The organism is Mycolicibacterium alvei (assembly GCF_010727325.1).
In the GTDB taxonomy this organism is placed as follows: domain Bacteria; phylum Actinomycetota; class Actinomycetes; order Mycobacteriales; family Mycobacteriaceae; genus Mycobacterium; species Mycobacterium alvei.
This window is the reverse complement of the sequence record NZ_AP022565.1, coordinates 3,795,475-3,811,994: the sequence shown is the minus strand read 5'-3', so window position 1 is coordinate 3,811,994 and position 16,520 is coordinate 3,795,475. Positions and strand designations below refer to the sequence as shown.

Here is a 16,520-nt window from a genome sequence, read left to right as displayed (position 1 = left end):
CGAACCCAACCACGGATAAGCGAGGTAACTGTGGGGAACGTGCCGACTGACGAGCACGACACCGAAGTACAGGCCGAACAGACCTATGTCGACGGGCTCTACACCCGCCTGGACGCCGAGCGTGCCCGGGTACGTGACCGGTACCGCGTCGCGCTGCGCGAGCACGGCGGCTCCGCGGTGGAACGCGACGCCGAAGTACTGGCGCTGGCCAAGGAAGGCAACCGGCTCGACGTGGCCGACAACGGCCTGTGCTTCGGCCGGCTGGAAACCCTTGCCGGGGAACATCTCTACGTCGGGCGCCTGGGCATCTTCGACCGCGAGGACGACTACGAACCGCTGCTCCTGGACTGGCGGGCACCATTGGCCCGGCCGTTCTACACCGCGACCGGGGCCAACCCGGAGAACATGCGCAATCGGCGCCAGTTCCGCACGCTGGGGCGCCGCGTGCTCGATTTCACCGACGAGATGCTGGGCCGGCCCACCGAGGGTGCCGAAGGAGATGCGGCCCTGCTGGCCGCGGTGAACGCGCCGCGCGGCGAGGGCATGCGCGACATCGTCGCCACGATCCAGGCCGAACAGGACGAGGTCATCCGCAGCGAGCACACCGGCGTACTCGTGGTCGAGGGTGGCCCGGGCACCGGTAAGACGGTGGTGGCGCTGCACCGGGTGGCCTACCTGCTCTACACGCACCGCGAGCGGATCGAACGTCACGGCGTGCTGGTGGTCGGGCCCAACGAGGCGTTCCTGCACCACATCGGCCGGGTGCTGCCCTCGCTGGGTGAGTCCGATGCGGTATTCATGACGCCCGGGGACCTGGTGCCCGGTCTCCGGGTCACCGCCGAAGATGCGCCAGAGGTGGCCGCCATCAAGGGATCGCTCACGATCCTCGACGTGCTGGCCGCCGCGGTGGCCGACCGCCAGGGGGTCCCCGACGAGCCGATCCTGATCGAGCTGCCCGACGTCACCGTGCGCATCGACGCCGAAACCGCACAGTGGGCGATCGAGGAAGCCCGCGAAACCGGGCTCCCGCACAACGAGGCCCGCCCGACGTTCCGCGACATCGTCACCTACGTCCTCACCGAGCGTGCCGTCGCCCGCATCGGCAAGGGCTGGCTGAGCCGTGAGGACAAGGCGGCGTGGGAGGAACTGCGGGCCAGCGTGGTCAGCGAGCTCGACGACAACGCCGCGTTCTCCGCGGCGCTCGACCGGTTGTGGCCGATTCTCACCCCCGAGACCCTGCTGGCCCCGCTGTATTCGTCGGCGGATCGGCTCAAGGCGGCCGGCGCCGACCCCCGGTTGTTCCGTTCCGACGGCGACGCCTGGACCGTCTCGGACGTGCCCCTGCTCGACGAACTGGTCGACCTGCTGGGCCGCGACAAGGCGGGTAAGGAGGCCGCAGAACGCGAGCGCAGAGAAGAAGCCGCCTACGCCGCCGGGGTGCTCGACCTGATGATCGCCCGCGAGGATCTGATGGACGACGAAGACCACCTGCTGGCCAGCGACCTGATCGACGCCGAGGACCTCGCCGACCGGTTCCTCGAACGCGATACCCGGGAACTGGCCGAACGCGCTGCAGCCGACCGGGATTGGACCTACGGTCATGTTGTGGTCGACGAAGCCCAGGAACTGTCCGAGATGGACTGGCGGGTACTGATGCGCCGTTGCCCACGCCGGTCCTTCACGGTGGTCGGCGATCTGGCCCAGCGCCGCTCGGCCGCCGGTGCCCGATCCTGGGATGCGATGCTCGAGCCCTATGTGCCCGGCAGATGGATCTACCGGACACTGTCGGTCAACTACCGGACGCCGGCCGAGATCATGGCGGTGGCCGGAGCGCTGCTGGCGGAGTTCGCGCCCGGGGTCCAACCGCCTGAGTCGGTGCGGTCCTGCGGCGTACAGCCCTGGTCACGTCGGCTGGCTGCCGATGAAATTGCCTTGGCTGTAGAGGAATTCGTACGGGATGAGGCCACCCGCGACGGCACCTGCGTGGTCATCGGTCCACCCGAGGTGCCCGGTGCGGTGCCACCGTCGGAAACCAAGGGCCTGGAGTTCGACGCCGTGCTCGTGGTAGAGCCCGCACACATCCTGGCCGACGGCGACCGCGGTGCCGCCGAGTTGTACGTCGCGCTCACCCGCGCGACGCAGCGTCTCGGCGTTCTGCACACCGAACCCCTTCCCGACACGCTGAAGGGACTCGCACATGCCTGACACCAGCTGCGCGATCGTGGGCGGCGGGCCCGCCGGGATGATGCTCGGCCTGATCCTGGCCCGGTGCGGGGTGGCGGTCACCGTGATGGAGAAGCACGCCGACTTCCTGCGCGACTTCCGCGGTGACACCGTGCATCCCAGCACCATGCGCATGCTCGACGAGCTCGGACTGTTCGCCGAGTTCAGCAAGATCGGCTACAGCAAGGTGGAGAAGGCCGAGTTCCCGGTCGACGGTGAACCGGTGACGTTCATCGACTTCCGACGGCTGCGCCAGCCGCATCCGTACGTGGCGATGGTGCCGCAGTGGGATTTCCTCGATCTGCTGGCCGATGCGGGGCGCAACGAACCCAACTTCGCCCTGCGCATGCGGACCGAGGTGACCGGGCTGCTGCGGGAGGGCGACCGGATCACCGGAGTGCGTTACACCAGCCCCGAGGGGGACGGTGAACTACGCGCCGAGCTCACCGTGGCCTGCGACGGGCGTACGTCCGTAGTGAGGCGGGAGGCCGGGCTGAAGACCCGGGACTACCCGGTGCCCTTCGATGTCTGGTGGTTCCGCCTGCCGCGCACCGAGGACGGCCAGTACTCGCTGATCCCGCGCACCGGCCCCGGACGCGCACTGATCATGATTCCCCGCACCGGTTACTTCCAGGTCGCCTACCTGATCCCGAAGGGCAGCGACGCCGGGCTGCGGGCCCGTGGGCTGGATGCGTTCCACGCCGAACTCGCCGAACTGATCCCCGAGGCCGATACGGACGCCCTCGCCTCCTGGGACGACATCAAGCATCTCGATGTCCAGCTCAACCGGCTGGAGCGGTGGCACCGCGACGGCCTGCTGTGCATCGGCGATGCCGCGCACGCCATGTCGCCCGCGGGCGGGGTCGGAATCAACGTCGCGATCCAGGACGCCGCGGCGGCCGCGCGCCTGCTCCATGAGCCGCTGCGCGAGCATCGGGTCACCGAATCAGACCTGGCCGCGGTGCAGCGCCAACGCACCCTGCCTACCGTCATAACCCAAAGCGTGCAACGGATCCTGCATCGTCAGGTGCTGGCACCGGTGATGGCGGGCGCCGAGGTCACTCCGCCCGGAATCCTGGTGAACATCGTGCGCAGGTTCCCCCAACTCACCGCGGTCCCCGCGTACGTGGTGGGCACCGGAGTGCGTCCGGAACACGTGCCCGAGCCGGCCCGCCGTTAGGTCCAGCGTGGGAGGCAAACAGAACCCCGAACAACGTCGGCGCGAATTGTGTGATGCGGCAATCACTCTGCTGGCCCGTGAAGGCATCAAGGGGGTCACCCATCTGAAGGTCGACCGCAGGGCCGGGGTTGCCGACGGCACCACGTCGTTCTACTTCCGCACCAGCGCGGCGTTGATCCAGGCGGCGGCCAACCGCATCGCCGATCTCGACCTGGCCGATCTCACCGTTGCCACCGGCTCGGGCAGCCACGGCGATGCGCGCGGCCTGGCCCGCCTGGTCATCCGGTCCGGCAGCGGGGCGCGTCTCGTCCGCAGCAAGGCCCGCTACGAGCTGGTCATGCCCGCAAGCCGCGACGCCGGCCTGGCCGAGGCGTTCAGCCACAATCAGCAACGGTTCTTCGACCTGCACCGCAGCGTTGTGGCGGGGCTCTGCCCGGCCGATACCGATCCGGAACTGGTCGATGAAAAGGCCTATGTACTGGTGACTTTCATCAGCGGTCTGATGCTGGCCCTGGCCCGCGGCGACCGCACGATCAACTCCGACGAGGAGCTCCACGACATCATCACCGCGATCGTCGCCGCGGCTCCGGCCATCTCACATCGCGAATGAGTAGCCGCCGTTGACCGGTAGCGTCTGGCCGGTGATCCAGGAGCCGTGGTCACTGGCCAGCAGCACCGTCAGATAGGCGACATCCTCGGGCAGGCCGGGCCTGCGGATCGGATAGCGCGACAGGATCGCCTTGGCCTGCGGGGAGTCGGCCATTTCGGCCCACAATGGTTCGGTGAGCGGGGTACGCATAGTCCCCAGCGCGATGTTGTTGGCGGTGATGCCGTAACGGCCGTTCTCCAGCGCGATCGACCGCGTCAGGCCCGCGGCACCGGCTTTTGCCGCCGCATAGACCGCACCGCTGGCGTCCCCGGTCCGGCCCGCATCCGAGACGATCGTCACGACCCGGCCCCAGTGTCGTTCCACCATCGTCGGCAGCACCGCACGCGTGCAATGCAGTACGCCATACAGATTCACCTGCAGGAACGGGTCCCAGTCGGCAGGGGCGGTGTCCGCGAACGGCATCCGGGCGGCGAATCCGTCGGCCCCGGCGTTGCCCGCGTTGTTGACCAGGATGTCGGCGGGCCCGGCCTTCGTGATCGCCTGCGTGACCGCTTCGTAGTCGGTGACGTCGAACGGCACCGCCAGCGCATCGCCGCCCGCGTCCCGCAGCTCTGTGGCCACAGCCTCGGCCCGCTCGCCTCGGAGGTCATTGACCAGCACAGTGGCACCGGCCGCGGCGAAAGCATCGGCAAGTCCCCGGCCGACACCCTGTCCGGCACCGGTGATCAACACCCGGCGGTTCGACAGATCGAATTGCAGCGTCATCGTTTGGCGAGGTCTCCCGTGGTTGGCCTGATCTGGAACAACCTACCCCACACAGTCTCTACATATGTAGAGTCCTGCACATCGGCCCCGGCAAGACGGAACGGAGACCAGGTGAAATTCATCTTCAACCTGCCGCACACACTGCGACTCAAGGCGACGATGCAGCCATGGGAGGCCGAAGTCACCGGCGCCGATCAGACCCGCATGGCGAAGCGGGCCGACGAGCTGGGCTACGACATGATCGCCGTGCCCGAACATTTCGCCATCCCGCGCGAACACGTCGAGTTGTCCGGACCGCACTATCTGCAGTCCACCGCCGCGCAGGCCTACCTCGCGGGTGCCACCTCACGGATACGGCTCAACTCCTGCATCACGGTGCTGCCACTCCAGCATCCGCTCGTCCTCGCCAAGTCACTGGCAACCGCCGACTGGATGAGCAGTGGGCGGATGATGGTCACTTTCGGAGTCGGTTGGCTGCAGCGGGAATTCGAACTACTCGGCGTTCCTTTTCACGAACGGGGACGGATTGCCGACGAGTACCTGGCTGCCATCATCGAACTCTGGACCAGCGAAACCCCACGGTTCGAAGGCCGATACGTGGCCTTCGACGACATCGCTTTCGAGCCCAAACCGATTCAGAAACCGCACCTTCCGGTGTGGATCGGGGGGGACGCCGACGGGGCGCTACGGCGCGCCGCGAAGCATGCCACCGGATGGTGGTCGTTTCTCACCCCTCCGGAACAACTGGCCGAGCGGATCGAGTTCATCAAGTCCCAACCGGATTACGACGGACGGGACTTCGACGTCGTACACGGGATGGCGACCAGGCGCGTCGGCGAGGGGCATGCCGTACGCGAGGACCCCGATGCCCGGTCCGGGATGAGCGCGCAGGAAATCGTCGACCGGTTGTGTTGGCTCGGGGAACAGGGAGTCACGGTCAGCGCCGTGCCGCTGCCCGCCGTCAGCGGTGTCGCCGAATATCTCGACTATGCCCAGTGGGTGATAGAGGAGATCAAACCGAAGGTTCCGTAGAACTGGTAGTGGTCAAGGGACCCGGATGGACCAAAGACTCTATGTTCGCACCCGGGCAGCCCCTAACCTGAAATCGTTCAGCCATAGGAGGGCACTGATGAGCGACCACGACGTGCGGATGATCATTCTCTCGACCGACGACCTGGATGAGTCGATCCGCTTCTACACCGAGACGCTGGGAATGCCGCTGAAGTTCCGCGATGGCGCCCACTTCGCCGCGCTCGACGGTGGATCGCTGACTCTCGCTCTGGCCACTTCGGTGGATCACCCGATCCCCGGGCAGGTCGTCGTCGGGATCAAGACCGCCGATGTGGACGGTGCGGCCAAGGCCATCGAGGAGAGCGGCGGCGGAATCATCAAGCACCCGTACGACGATGCCCACGAGCGCCGGGCCGTGGTCTACGACAACAAGGGCAACGGCCTGGTGTTCTACAGCCCGCTGGCCCGTTAGCCGGACACGGAAGCCGCGGCGTCGAGCAGGGTTTCGGCCAGCCGCGCCGCGGCCGGTGTCATCCGCTCGACCGGCGGCGCGGCGAGATAGACCTGCCATACCGGCGGGTCGCGCAGCACAACGGTCCCCAGATCGCCGTAGCGGCGCGCCTCGGACGCCGGCATGAAGGCGGTGCCCAGTCCGTTGCCGACCAGTTCGGCGATCGCGGCGAACCCGGCCGGAACCTCGTACTGCGTCTGCGGTTGCACACCGGCACGGTGAAACGCCTCGTCCATCAGGCGTCGCAGCCCGAACTCCGGTGGGAAGCCGACGAGCTCCTCGCCGGCCAGGTCCCCCAGCTCCAGACGGCGACGACGCGCCAGGGCGTGGTCGTCGCGGCAGACGAACACCATCGGCTCCTCGAACAGCAGCTTCATGTCCAGCTGCGCCGGGAACCGGTTGGGCAGCGAGACCAGGGCCAGATCCAGCGAGCCCTCCAGGAGTGCTGCCAGATAGGCTGAGGCACCCGATTGGCTCAGCCTCAACCGCAGCCTGACGAACGGGTGGGCACGGTGGAAGTCGCCGAGGGCACCGCCGACATCGACCGGCCCATACGAGATCAACGAGCCGAATTCGACTGTGCCCATGAGAGACCCGCGGAACTGACCGGCAGATTCGGCCGCCGCACGGGCCGCGTGCAGCACCTCGTAGGCATGCGACCGGAAGGCCTCCCCCGCGGCGGTCAGGCTGATCCGTTGCCGCGACCGGTCGAACAGCTCCACGCCGAGTTCACGTTCCAGCTTCGCGATCGAGGTCGACAACGCCGACTGCACGACATGCGCCCGCTCGGCGGCGCGGGTGAAACTCATCTCGCCGGCCACGGCGATGAAGTGTTCGATCTGTCGTAACTCCACGGTGTCAGCCTATCTATCCTGTCGATGGGCCTCATCACATTCAATCGTTGGACTTGATGTGTCCGGACGGGTGAGATGGACACCGAGACCCCGCGAGAAGGAGCAGCAACGGTGAATGGTTTGAGCAGAAGGAACTTCGGCTTCCTCACGGCGGCCGCCGCCGGGGCGGCCACGCTCGCCGCCTGCGGCACCTCACCCGCGCCGTCGCCGGGGCCGCCGACTGGGGCCCCATCGAAGCCGTCGCACACCATGAACCCGGTCAAGCAGATCGACGCCGGCGAACTCAACGTCGGCTACACCGAGGCCGGTCCGGCGGACGGACAGCCGGTGATCCTGCTGCACGGCTGGCCCTACGACATCCACAGCTATGCCGACGCCTCGGCTCTGCTCGCCGATCGGGGCTTCCGCGTCATCGTGCCCCACCTGCGCGGCTTCGGGTCCACCCGGTTCCGCTCCGCCGATACCGTGCGCAACGGGCAGCAGGCCGCACTGGCGCACGACGTCATCGCGCTGATGGACACCCTGAACATCCCCGAGGCGGTGCTCGGTGGATACGACTGGGGCGGACGCACCGCCAACAACGTCGCCGCCCTGTGGCCGCAGCGCTGCGCGGGACTGGTCGCGGTCAGCGGCTACATCACCGTCAACCTGGCCGCCAACTTGAAGCCGCTGGCGCCGGAGGCCGAGTTGGGTTGGTGGTACCAGTACTACTTCGCCACCCGGCGCGGTGAACTCGGCTACCGCGAGAACACCAAGGAGTTCAACCGGTTGATCTGGACGAAGGCCTCACCGCTGTGGCACTTCGACGACGCCGCCTATGACCTGTCCGCCGCTGCGTTCGACAACCCCGATCACGTCGCCATCGTCGTGCACAACTACCGGTGGCGGCTCAGCCTGGCCCCCGGTGAAGCCCGCTTCGACGCCGACGAGGCACGGCTGGCCGCCAAGCCGCCCGTCACCGTGCCGACCATCACGATCGGGTCCGACTTCGACGGCGCGGCCAAGGACGGCGCCGGCTACCGCGCGCTCTACACCGGGCCCTACGAACACCGCATCCTCAACGGCATCGGACACAACGTGCCCCAGGAGGCGCCCGAGCAGTTCGTCGCCGCGATCACCGACGTCAGCCGGATGGGTGGCCGCTGACCTCAGGCTCAGGTGGTGTACATCGCCAGGTGCACGTACACCTCATCCGGTAACCGCTCGTCGACGATGATCTCGCGGTGGACCTTGCGGCCCGCCTTGGTCGTGACCCGGTCCTGGGCGTACAGGGGATTCGGCGCGGTGGACAACTCCGGCCCGGCGATCACCGGCGTGGTGCGCGGAATCTGCGAGGGCTGCGGTTGTGCGGTGAACTGCGACACCAATGCCGGCAAGTGGGCATCCGTGGTCCGCAACGCCAATCGGTACCGGGTGTCGATACCCGAATCCGAGTCGACCGCCAGCACCTCGACCCCCGGTGGGACAACCACGTCGCCGAATTGCGCTGCGGTATCCGGTGAGACCTGCGTGCCCGGCCTGCTCTCTCCCGGACCACACCCGGTCGTGAACAGCAGGATTGCGGCCAGCAACCACAGCGCCGGCGCACGGCGTTTCTCACCCGTCATGAACAGTCCCGTCGTCAGGGATACGGCCGTCCGGTCAGCTCCCGGATCGTGCGGATCTCACCGTCCCGGTACGGCCGGCCATCGGCATGGAACAGGTCGTGGAACCACACCGCCGGCGGCGCCTTGTACGGGCGCTCCCACGAATCCCACGGCAGATAGGTCTGCGTCTTCCCCGCCACCAGGCCCCAGCTGTAGGCACCGACGTTGTGCCGTTTGGCAATCGGCAACACACCCTCGACCGTGCTGCCCTCACCTCGCGCCAGGAATTCGGTGCACAGGATCGGACGTCCCATCGGTGCCAGCTCACCGATCCGCGCCTCGAATCCGGCCGGGTCGTCATAGCTGTGGAAGGTCAGCACATCGGAGAGGTCGAGCTGCAGCGTCGCCATCCGGCTGCGTGCCAACGGGTCAGCCCACGGGCCGTCCCAGACACCGCTGGTCAACGGCTGCACGGGGTTGACCGTACGGGCCCAGGTGAACACCTGCGGCAGCAACTCTTCGATGAGCGCCACCTTGTCTCGCCGTTCCACCTCGCGGTAGGTGGCCGCCGGATTGTCCGGCTCGTTCCACAGATCCCAGCCCAATACCCGCTCGTCATCACGGAATTGGCTGATCACGCCGACGACATATTCGCGCAGCGTTCGTCGGTAGCGGTGATTGTCGAGGTTGGGTGCGCCCGGGCTCTGCACCCACACCGAGTTGTGTATTCCGGCACGCGGCCGGCGTTGACGCCCCAATCTAGGCAACGGATCCCAGCAGGAATCGAACAGCACGAACAGCGGTTTGATGCCGTGGCTGGCGGCCAGAGCAACGAATTGGGCCAGCCGGTTCTGAAAGCCCAAGTGGCCCTGCGCCCACAGCTGGTCGTGCAGGAACACCCGCACCGTGTTGAATCCGGCCAACCGGGCGATACGCAACTCGTTGTCGATCTGCTGCGGGTCATAGGTTTCCGGCTGGAACATCTCCAGCTGATTACCCGCGTTCGACGGGATGAAGTTGGCCCCGACCAGCCAACCCTGTGCGGCGTACCAGCGGTGCGCCCGCTCGGGCGACCAGCGGGACCCGTGTCCGTCGATCTGCGCGTGGGCTTCCGGCGCCCTGGCCACCGACAGGCCCGCGGTGACCAGCAGCGAGAGCTTGAACGCGGTACGACGGCCCATACCGGCGCCGTCGTCTTTCCTGTTGACCTGCATCACTTTACGAATAAAATGCATCTCCTTGTGCGATCACTGACGGCACCACAGAGGTACCCGTCGCACACGCGATCCCAACTCCACAGCGAGTTGTCGACTACGCGTCCGCAGGCACTGGCCCGACAGGTTCGACGCCAGTCCCCCGACCGGCGTTCGGAATCCGAAACTGCTGACGCGCTACAAGCGGGCCACTCAGGCCCGACACCCCCATGCTGCCATCAATGATCCCACGGGCGTCCAGCCGGTGGGCGGCTGACTAGCCGTCGGCAGTCGCCAACCGGGCGCGTTCCCGCATCGAGGCGACGACGCCACCGTCGTTGAGGATGTCCGTCCCGGTGAGGTAACCCGCCCGCTCGCTGGCGCAGTAGGCCAGCAGATCAGCCATCTCCTCGGCCTTGCCCCACCGCGGTACGGCGGCGTCGGCCACCATCGCACCGGCGCCCGCCTGCTCCTCCAACCGGCCCATCTCGGTGTCGATGGAGCCCGGGGAAACCGAGACGATCCGGATGCCACGACCGTTGAACCGCTCGGCCTGCGACGAGCTGTACCACTTCACGAAGGCCTTGCTGATGGCGTAGGACAAGCCCGATCTCATGTCCTCGGGGGCCACGCTGCACGCCGCCAACAGTTCGTCGAGGAATCGGTCCTGATCCTGCAGGGCCAGCGGGAACTGCCCGACAGGGATGATTTCCTCGGGCAGCAGGTGCGCCGCCATCGAGGCCACGTTGACGATCGCCGCGCCCTCGGCTGCGGTGGCGAAAAAGGCCTCGTTCACGTTCAGCGTGCCCAGCGCATTGGTCTTCATCACGTACTCGGCATCACCCATGCTGGGGCTGACCCCGGCCGTGTGAATGACCGCGCTGACGGTTCCGAGGCCGGCGGCGGCCTCCAACAATCGGTCGACGGCGGCTCGGTCGGTGACGTCGGCGTTGACGATCCTGGTGGCGATTCCCAGGTCGCCCAGGGCAGTAGCGGCAGCGTCGAGGCGGTCCTGCCGGACATCGCACAGCATCACCGTCTGCTCTCGACCGACGACCTTGGCCGTGGCCAGCCCCATGCCACCTGCACCGCCCGTGATCACCGTCACCCGTGTCATGGCTTGCACGGTATACAGACAGATCCGCAGCCCTGCGTCGGGGTTCGTACGACTGCTCAGCAGCGGCACGATCCGCTGGGTCTGTCTCTGCATTTCTGACGCCAATATCAGCGGCCCGCTGTGTAACCGGACCGACCGGCATATAACGGGTATTGATGACAGATGGCCCAACGATGACACCGACGAACCGTCATCGCTTGCCGGTGGTGGATCGTCCGCTGTGACCTGCCCGTATTGCGGATCACCCCTGGCCTCCGCCGACATCTGCAGCCGCTGCGGCCAGATCCACGAGTCCGCGTCGACCGGGTGGCGCCCCGACCCCTCCGCGCGCCACGAAGGCCGCTACTTCGTCACCGGGCATCCGACGAATCGGGTGCGCGACGGCAGACGTGCGTCGACCGACCCGGATGGTGGGCGGATGCTGCCCGACTACCTGGAACTGAAGACGTCGGGCATCAGGGCGACCTGGCTGGGGACCACCGCCGCAGCGGCGATCATCGTGATGACCGCCGCCGTGGTCTGGGTTTTGTTGGTGGCGGGCCGGAGGCCGCCACCTGCGCCGGAAGCCGGTTACCTCAACGCTCTGAAGGATGCCGGGGTCAGCGACCAGTTCAATTCAGACGCCAACGCCATCGCCCACGGACGGCAGGTCTGCCGCCGACTGGAAGACGGTGAACCGCAGCAGGGCCTGCTCGCCGACAAGATCGCGGTCGACGCCTTCTGCACGCAATTCTCTCAAGGCTTCCACATCCTCGAAAAGGCCGATTTCACAGGCACTTTCGTACTCACCGATACTTCCGGGGCGGAAGGCATCGCCTTCGACGGAGCCCAATGCCAGGGCGCAAACGGATATTTCGACGTCAATCCCGGCACTCCCGTCACCGTCAAGAACGGCAAGGGTGAGGTCCTGGCCACCACCGCGCTGGGACCGGGCAAGAGTGGGAGCGCCAACTGCACCTTCACCTTCACCGTGCCGCTGACCGAAGGTCAGGATCGCTACGTGCTGTCGGTCGGACGTCGCGGCGAATTCAGTTACAGCTTCGAACAGCTTGCGGCCAAAGGCATTCTGATGCAGCTCGGCCAGTGATGTTTGCGAGAATCCCATCCTGACGCAGCGTTACCTGTCGATACCCAGTCCTTTATCACGACGGACGCCGGCAGTTGGAAACGGTGCGATCACGAGTACAGCTCGCTCGCGTGTCAACCCGGCAACCATCTGAGAACTTGTGTGGACACCGTTTTCGGGTAGCTCTACGGTTCAGCTGACACAACTGTCATCGATGTAATTTCCGCACGAACAAGGGAGGCGGTTGAGGGATGACCACCTTTGCCCACACCTCGGTCCGAGCCGTTGTCAGCGCCGGATTCTGCCTGACCGCAGTAGCGGCCGCAGTGGCCCTGAGCCCGCACGCCGCGGCGCAGCCACTCAAGACCGGCGGATACAAGTGCGTCGACGCGGCCGCCGCGGCGCCCGGCGCACCGGTATGCGCCGCGCCGGCCGTAGAAGCCGCGGGAATTGCCCCCGCGGCCGCAGCTGTTCCACCGGTACCCCTGGCGCCGCCACCGGTGGTTCCGCCTGTGCCGCTGGCACCACCGCCGGTACCCATGGCACCACCGCCGGTGCCCCTCGCGCCGCCACCGGTGCCGGTGGTACCCGCAGCCGCTCCGGTCCCCGCGGCACCGGCGCCCATCGCCGCTCCGGTGGCGACAGCGGCGGGCGCTGCGTCCGGCAAGGGTGTACCGACCGTCTCGCCCGGAGGAGGACCGGTCGCCGGCACGCCGACGCTGCCGGGTCCCACCGGCTGATCCTCCCCAGCACAGAAAAGGCGCCTGGCTTGCGAGCCAGGCGCCTTTTCTGTGCCTTCGGGCGTGAGGGTGTGCGTTGTCCTGCCTCACAGCAGAATTGGCTACTCCTGGACGATCACCGGGTCGCCGATCTGCACCGTGTTGAAGTACCACTCCGCGGCAGCGGGAATCAGGCTGATGCAGCCGTGGCTGGTGTTCTCCAGCCCCATCGACGGCACGGCCCACGGTGCCGAGTGCACGAACAGGCCCCGCTGGGTGAAGCGGACCGCGTACTCCACGTCGAGGAGATAGCCGTCGGGGGCATCGACGGGAATGCCGACGCTGCTCGAATCCATCTTCACGGTGCGGTCTTTCCCCAGAACGGCATAGGTCCCGACCGGAGTCGCATATTCCGGACGCCCCAAGGAGGCCAGCAGCACACCCGCTTCCCCGGCGTGCGGCAGGTGGTGCGGAGCCGGTAGATCGATCGGCGGATCTTCACCGAGCCCGTCGATCGTCACGGTGAAGGTGTGGTCGGAGATGTCCGCGACACCGATAACCGCGGGGCCCGTTTGAAATTCGGTCCGCATGCCGCCCACTGACAGCATCACGGTGCTGTGCGCCGGCCAGAACTCGGCCGGCTTCCACGACACGACATTGGCGTCGAGCCACTCGTAGCTGCCCGCACGAGCCGGCGTCGACTTGAGCCCAAGGGCGCGTTCGACCACCGAGCGGTTGGTGACCGGGTTCTTGAACGTCACCACCACCGGATGCGCCACACCGACGACCGCGCCTTCGGACGGCGCGATCGATTCGATGGTCGACGTCAGCGGAAGATTCACCGCCGCCGTGTCGACGCGGTTGTTACCGCCGGAGAAGTAGGTCATGGTGACCACGACCAGTACGAGAACACCCTGAAAAACCGCGCGCATCAAACCGATCCCTCTGCGATGCCCCCATGATCTTGAACGATGTCATGGTATTGGCCCGCAGCGGCCCGAATGTGTAGTCACACGAAGACAATTCGGTCAAGTGTTCGTCACGGTTCGGCCACGGCGCCCCGGCCACGGCAAGCGGCGACGCAGATCTTCCGCCTCAGTCGGCGACAGCCTCGCCGCGGGGGCCGTGCAAGCTCAGGACCCTTGCGCAGGCCAGCGGGGTCACCAGGGCGCTGGTCCGCAGTCCCGACTGCGAAGACCGTTGAGATTCCGCTTCGGGCGTGTCGCCCTCGTCGTCGAACCGATAGGACGAGGGGTGCCTGCGCTTGGCCGCGGCAAGCTCACGGGCGTACCGCTGCGACGAACACCACAACGGGTGCGTCGCCAGCTCGATAACCGTCGAGCCGGCAGCTTTTGTCGCCATGTTCAATGACCTCCAGCGGAGCTTCACGACACTTCACACTCAATGCCAAGAGTGCTCGGCCAAGCTGAGGCGATGCAACGGGTTGGCCGTGGACTTGTTAAGAATCCCTCTTAGGCGCCGAATATGCACCCAATGCGGTTCAACAGAGACGTAATTCACACTTCTGAATTTGACAAAACCAGCCCTGCTGTCCTCGCTGCGGACCGGCCGCTACGCCGCAGCTAATGCCTGGTAACACCCAGTTCTCGTCGCCGAGCAGGCACCACTACGACTCACCGGGACGGCACTGGCAACCGACGTCGCCAACCGCCTTACCCACCGGTGCGCCGGCAGGCTCGGCCGCCTTCGGCGAGTCGGGCAAAGCGCCTCGATGACATCGGCCGATGTCATACATTTACCCGTCATGTGTTCGCGGCGACCGGCATTCCCGTCACCGGCAGGTGCGCACATCATCGGAAAATGTCAAGGGAGACATCGATAGTGGTGCACAGTTCGCGCTGCCCGCAAAACACCCAACGGATGCCGCTCCGCTACGGCCTGTCGATCATGGCGGTCGGTATCGGTGTCGGGATCGCAGGAACCAGCGGTCATGCCGTGGCATGGGCAGACCCCGGCGGCTCCGGGTCCTCAGGCCAATCCTCGAGCCAATCGAGCGCCGGAACCGGCCACGGAGCCAAGAAGCCGGTCACCCGGCGGCAGGCCACCCGTCCGAAACGGCCGTCGTCGCTCACGAAGACCGACTCCCAGAGAACCGTCGACACAGCCGCCCCCGACATCACGCGCTCGGGCGACGAGACACCGACCACAAAGCCGAATTCGACTACACCGCAGCCCGAGTCGGAGTCGAAATCCGAGTCGATCGCCGGCATCGTCCGCGAGAAACTCCGGGCCATCAAGCCGGATGGCCCGCTCCGGTCCGACGGCACGCGACCGGCCAGGTCGGATTTCTCGGCCCGCCTCACGGCAAAGCGCCGTGCGGCGATGATCCCGTCCGCCCTGTCTGACGCGGAGACGTCCCCGGCGCGGGCCCTGATCGCACAGACGCCGACGCCGGCGACCACGGGCGCACCGCCGGATCTCACGGCGATCGTTGGAACTGTCCCCGACATCACCGCGAAGACCATCCCGCTGACCACCAAGGTCGCTGCCGTCAGCGCCACAACCAAGACGACACCCCAGCCCCCGGAGCCGTTGTCGCCGATCGCCAAGATCGCCGAGCTGCCGGGTCGCATCGTCAACACGGTGCTGCAGGTGCTGGACATCACCGTCTCCGCCAACGGCCCGAAGAGTCCGATCGACTTCTCACCGATCAGCAATGCGCTGTTCGCGGCGTTCCGTGAGATCGAAACTCAGCTAGGGCTGACGAAAACTCCTGCCGCACAACCGGTGCCGCCGACGATGGTCTACGACGGACCCACCACGGGCAAGACCCCCACGGTGTCCCAGTTCCTCAACGCGGCGACCACCGCCTACGTGTGGGGCGGCGCCCCCGGCGACCTGAAACCGTTCGTGGTCAACGGCAAACAGATGGAATCCACCAACATACTGACCGGGATGTCCGCCAAGACCTGGGTGACACCTGATGGCCAGATCATCATCGCCTACCAGGGCACGACGGGCGGAACGAACCTGCTGCACAACCCGCTGATCGCGGTGTCGCAGGTGGTGACCGACCTGCAGGTGGTCTTCACCGACACCACACCGCAGGCATTCATCGACGCGGTGGCCTTTCAGCAGCAGGTCGAGGCCGCGGCGATCGCGCAGGGCTACCGCAAGGAAGACATCTTCGTCACCGGCCACTCACTGGGCGCCTGGGAAGCGCAGTACGTTGCGCAACAAACGGGTGTCGGCGGTATCGGTTTCGAGGGCCCCGGCCTCAACTCCACGGTCCCGGGCAACGGCGCCGACTCCGGGTTCGTCAACGTCCTGACCTACGGCGACACCGCGGGCTACTTCTCCACCGATCTGCCCGGACTCCAGCCGTTCGTGCCGGAATACGTGCCCGGCGGAGGAAGCAAGCCGCACTACGGATCGATCGTGATGATCGGCAATCCCGACGCCGCCATTCCGCTGATGAACTCGGCCGCGCTGTTGCACACCGGACCGATCGGGGGCCTGATCTTCGTCGTCGACGTCTTCGTCAACTTCCTGCAGTACCACCTGCCCGGCGTTCAGGCCTACCACCTGGGCGTCACCCCGGACCCCGGTGTGGTGCCGTGGTTGGGGAATGCGTCGGGGCCGGTGAACGCCGACTATGCCGACATGACGATTCCGGAATTGCAGAAGGCGGCTTCGGATGCGGGGACGCTGATCAGGCCGTAAC

General features: G+C 66.7%; 16 protein-coding genes. 9 read left to right on the top strand and 7 right to left on the bottom strand.

Going from position 1 to position 16,520, the window contains the following annotated elements; genetic code table 11:
* Window positions 1-39: 39 nt before the first annotated feature.
* From helR to G6N44_RS18115, 3 genes are read left to right on the top strand one after another with little or no spacing between them, the layout of a single operon-like run.
* Window positions 40-2,205 (top strand): RNA polymerase recycling motor ATPase HelR, encoded by a 2,166-nt coding sequence (gene helR / locus G6N44_RS18125; protein WP_163666253.1) that lies wholly within the window; start codon window positions 40-42, stop codon window positions 2,203-2,205.
* On the top strand, window positions 2,198-3,403 hold the full coding sequence (locus G6N44_RS18120; RefSeq protein WP_163666251.1) for an FAD-dependent oxidoreductase: 1,206 nt from the start codon (window positions 2,198-2,200) through the stop codon (window positions 3,401-3,403). Before helR ends, G6N44_RS18120 begins: the two co-directional genes overlap by 8 nt.
* A 7-nt stretch (window positions 3,404-3,410) precedes the next feature.
* Window positions 3,411-4,013 carry a TetR/AcrR family transcriptional regulator gene (locus G6N44_RS18115; RefSeq protein WP_163666249.1) on the top strand — a complete coding sequence of 201 codons (603 nt, stop codon included), beginning with the start codon at window positions 3,411-3,413 and terminating at the stop codon, window positions 4,011-4,013.
* On the opposite strand, the gene G6N44_RS18110 is transcribed toward G6N44_RS18115, so the two are convergent.
* Window positions 3,999-4,778, bottom strand: a complete 780-nt coding sequence (locus tag G6N44_RS18110; protein ID WP_163666247.1) for an SDR family NAD(P)-dependent oxidoreductase — start codon at window positions 4,776-4,778, stop codon at window positions 3,999-4,001. The genes G6N44_RS18115 and G6N44_RS18110 overlap by 15 nt on opposite strands.
* A gap of 111 nt (window positions 4,779-4,889) precedes the next feature.
* Here G6N44_RS18110 and G6N44_RS18105 point away from each other — a divergent pair, with 111 nt between their 5' ends.
* Both G6N44_RS18105 and G6N44_RS18100 read left to right on the top strand, forming a co-directional pair.
* On the top strand, window positions 4,890-5,810 hold the full coding sequence (locus G6N44_RS18105; protein ID WP_163666245.1) for a TIGR03619 family F420-dependent LLM class oxidoreductase: 921 nt from the start codon (window positions 4,890-4,892) through the stop codon (window positions 5,808-5,810).
* A gap of 97 nt (window positions 5,811-5,907) precedes the next feature.
* Entirely contained in the window at window positions 5,908-6,261 is a 354-nt protein-coding gene (locus G6N44_RS18100) for a VOC family protein (RefSeq protein ID WP_036443520.1), read from the top strand.
* On the opposite strand, the gene G6N44_RS18095 is transcribed toward G6N44_RS18100, so the two are convergent.
* Complete coding sequence (locus G6N44_RS18095) at window positions 6,258-7,154, bottom strand: LysR family transcriptional regulator (protein ID WP_090429569.1); 897 nt, start codon at window positions 7,152-7,154, stop codon at window positions 6,258-6,260. The genes G6N44_RS18100 and G6N44_RS18095 overlap by 4 nt on opposite strands.
* A gap of 111 nt (window positions 7,155-7,265) precedes the next feature.
* Between G6N44_RS18095 and G6N44_RS18090 the strand changes: the two genes are divergently transcribed.
* The gene (locus G6N44_RS18090) at window positions 7,266-8,300 is read left to right on the top strand and encodes an alpha/beta fold hydrolase (RefSeq protein ID WP_235682789.1); all 1,035 of its coding nucleotides are present in this window, start codon (window positions 7,266-7,268) and stop codon (window positions 8,298-8,300) included.
* 8 nt (window positions 8,301-8,308) lie between these two features.
* Here the strand turns inward: G6N44_RS18090 and G6N44_RS18085 are convergent, their stop codons facing one another.
* From G6N44_RS18085 to G6N44_RS18075, 3 genes are all read right to left on the bottom strand, one after another.
* The gene (locus G6N44_RS18085) at window positions 8,309-8,761 is read right to left on the bottom strand and encodes a hypothetical protein (protein ID WP_163666241.1); all 453 of its coding nucleotides are present in this window, start codon (window positions 8,759-8,761) and stop codon (window positions 8,309-8,311) included.
* A gap of 14 nt (window positions 8,762-8,775) precedes the next feature.
* Window positions 8,776-9,921, bottom strand: a complete 1,146-nt coding sequence (locus G6N44_RS18080; RefSeq protein WP_163670106.1) for a glycoside hydrolase 5 family protein — start codon at window positions 9,919-9,921, stop codon at window positions 8,776-8,778.
* Window positions 9,922-10,210: 289 nt separating this feature from the next.
* Window positions 10,211-11,050: an SDR family oxidoreductase gene (locus G6N44_RS18075; RefSeq protein WP_163666239.1), complete on the bottom strand. Its 840-nt coding sequence runs from the start codon at window positions 11,048-11,050 to the stop codon at window positions 10,211-10,213.
* A 220-nt stretch (window positions 11,051-11,270) separates the two neighbouring features.
* On the opposite strand from G6N44_RS18075, the gene G6N44_RS18070 reads away from it, so the two are divergent.
* Complete coding sequence (locus G6N44_RS18070; RefSeq protein ID WP_235682783.1) at window positions 11,271-12,137, top strand: DUF732 domain-containing protein; 867 nt, start codon at window positions 11,271-11,273, stop codon at window positions 12,135-12,137.
* A gap of 230 nt (window positions 12,138-12,367) precedes the next feature.
* Window positions 12,368-12,856: a hypothetical protein gene (locus tag G6N44_RS18065; protein ID WP_163666235.1), complete on the top strand. Its 489-nt coding sequence runs from the start codon at window positions 12,368-12,370 to the stop codon at window positions 12,854-12,856.
* Window positions 12,857-12,957: 101 nt separating this feature from the next.
* On the opposite strand, the gene G6N44_RS18060 is transcribed toward G6N44_RS18065, so the two are convergent.
* Entirely contained in the window at window positions 12,958-13,722 is a 765-nt protein-coding gene (locus G6N44_RS18060; RefSeq protein WP_372508137.1) for a L,D-transpeptidase, read from the bottom strand.
* Window positions 13,723-13,930: 208 nt separating this feature from the next.
* A complete protein-coding gene (locus G6N44_RS18055) occupies window positions 13,931-14,197 on the bottom strand; it encodes a hypothetical protein (RefSeq protein WP_163666231.1) in 267 nt (88 codons plus the stop codon).
* A 459-nt stretch (window positions 14,198-14,656) separates the two neighbouring features.
* Between G6N44_RS18055 and G6N44_RS18050 the strand changes: the two genes are divergently transcribed.
* Entirely contained in the window at window positions 14,657-16,519 is a 1,863-nt protein-coding gene (locus G6N44_RS18050) for a hypothetical protein (protein WP_235682780.1), read from the top strand.
* Window position 16,520: the final 1 nt, after the last annotated feature.

Bases quoted from the DNA above. Each gene is read 5' to 3' on its own strand.
- G6N44_RS18120 (WP_163666251.1), top strand. From the start codon at position 2,198: ATGCCTGACACCAGCTGCGCGATCGTGGGCGGCGGGCCCGCCGGGATG.
- G6N44_RS18055 (WP_163666231.1), bottom strand. From the start codon at position 14,197: ATGGCGACAAAAGCTGCCGGCTCGACGGTTATCGAGCTGGCGACGCAC.
- G6N44_RS18060 (WP_372508137.1), bottom strand. From the start codon at position 13,722: ATGACCTACTTCTCCGGCGGTAACAACCGCGTCGACACGGCGGCGGTG.
- G6N44_RS18085 (WP_163666241.1), bottom strand. From the start codon at position 8,761: ATGACGGGTGAGAAACGCCGTGCGCCGGCGCTGTGGTTGCTGGCCGCA.
- G6N44_RS18100 (WP_036443520.1), top strand. From the start codon at position 5,908: ATGAGCGACCACGACGTGCGGATGATCATTCTCTCGACCGACGACCTG.
- G6N44_RS18050 (WP_235682780.1), top strand. From the start codon at position 14,657: ATGTCAAGGGAGACATCGATAGTGGTGCACAGTTCGCGCTGCCCGCAA.
- G6N44_RS18110 (WP_163666247.1), bottom strand. From the start codon at position 4,778: ATGACGCTGCAATTCGATCTGTCGAACCGCCGGGTGTTGATCACCGGT.
- G6N44_RS18065 (WP_163666235.1), top strand. From the start codon at position 12,368: ATGACCACCTTTGCCCACACCTCGGTCCGAGCCGTTGTCAGCGCCGGA.
- G6N44_RS18080 (WP_163670106.1), bottom strand. From the start codon at position 9,921: ATGGGCCGTCGTACCGCGTTCAAGCTCTCGCTGCTGGTCACCGCGGGC.
- G6N44_RS18075 (WP_163666239.1), bottom strand. From the start codon at position 11,050: ATGACACGGGTGACGGTGATCACGGGCGGTGCAGGTGGCATGGGGCTG.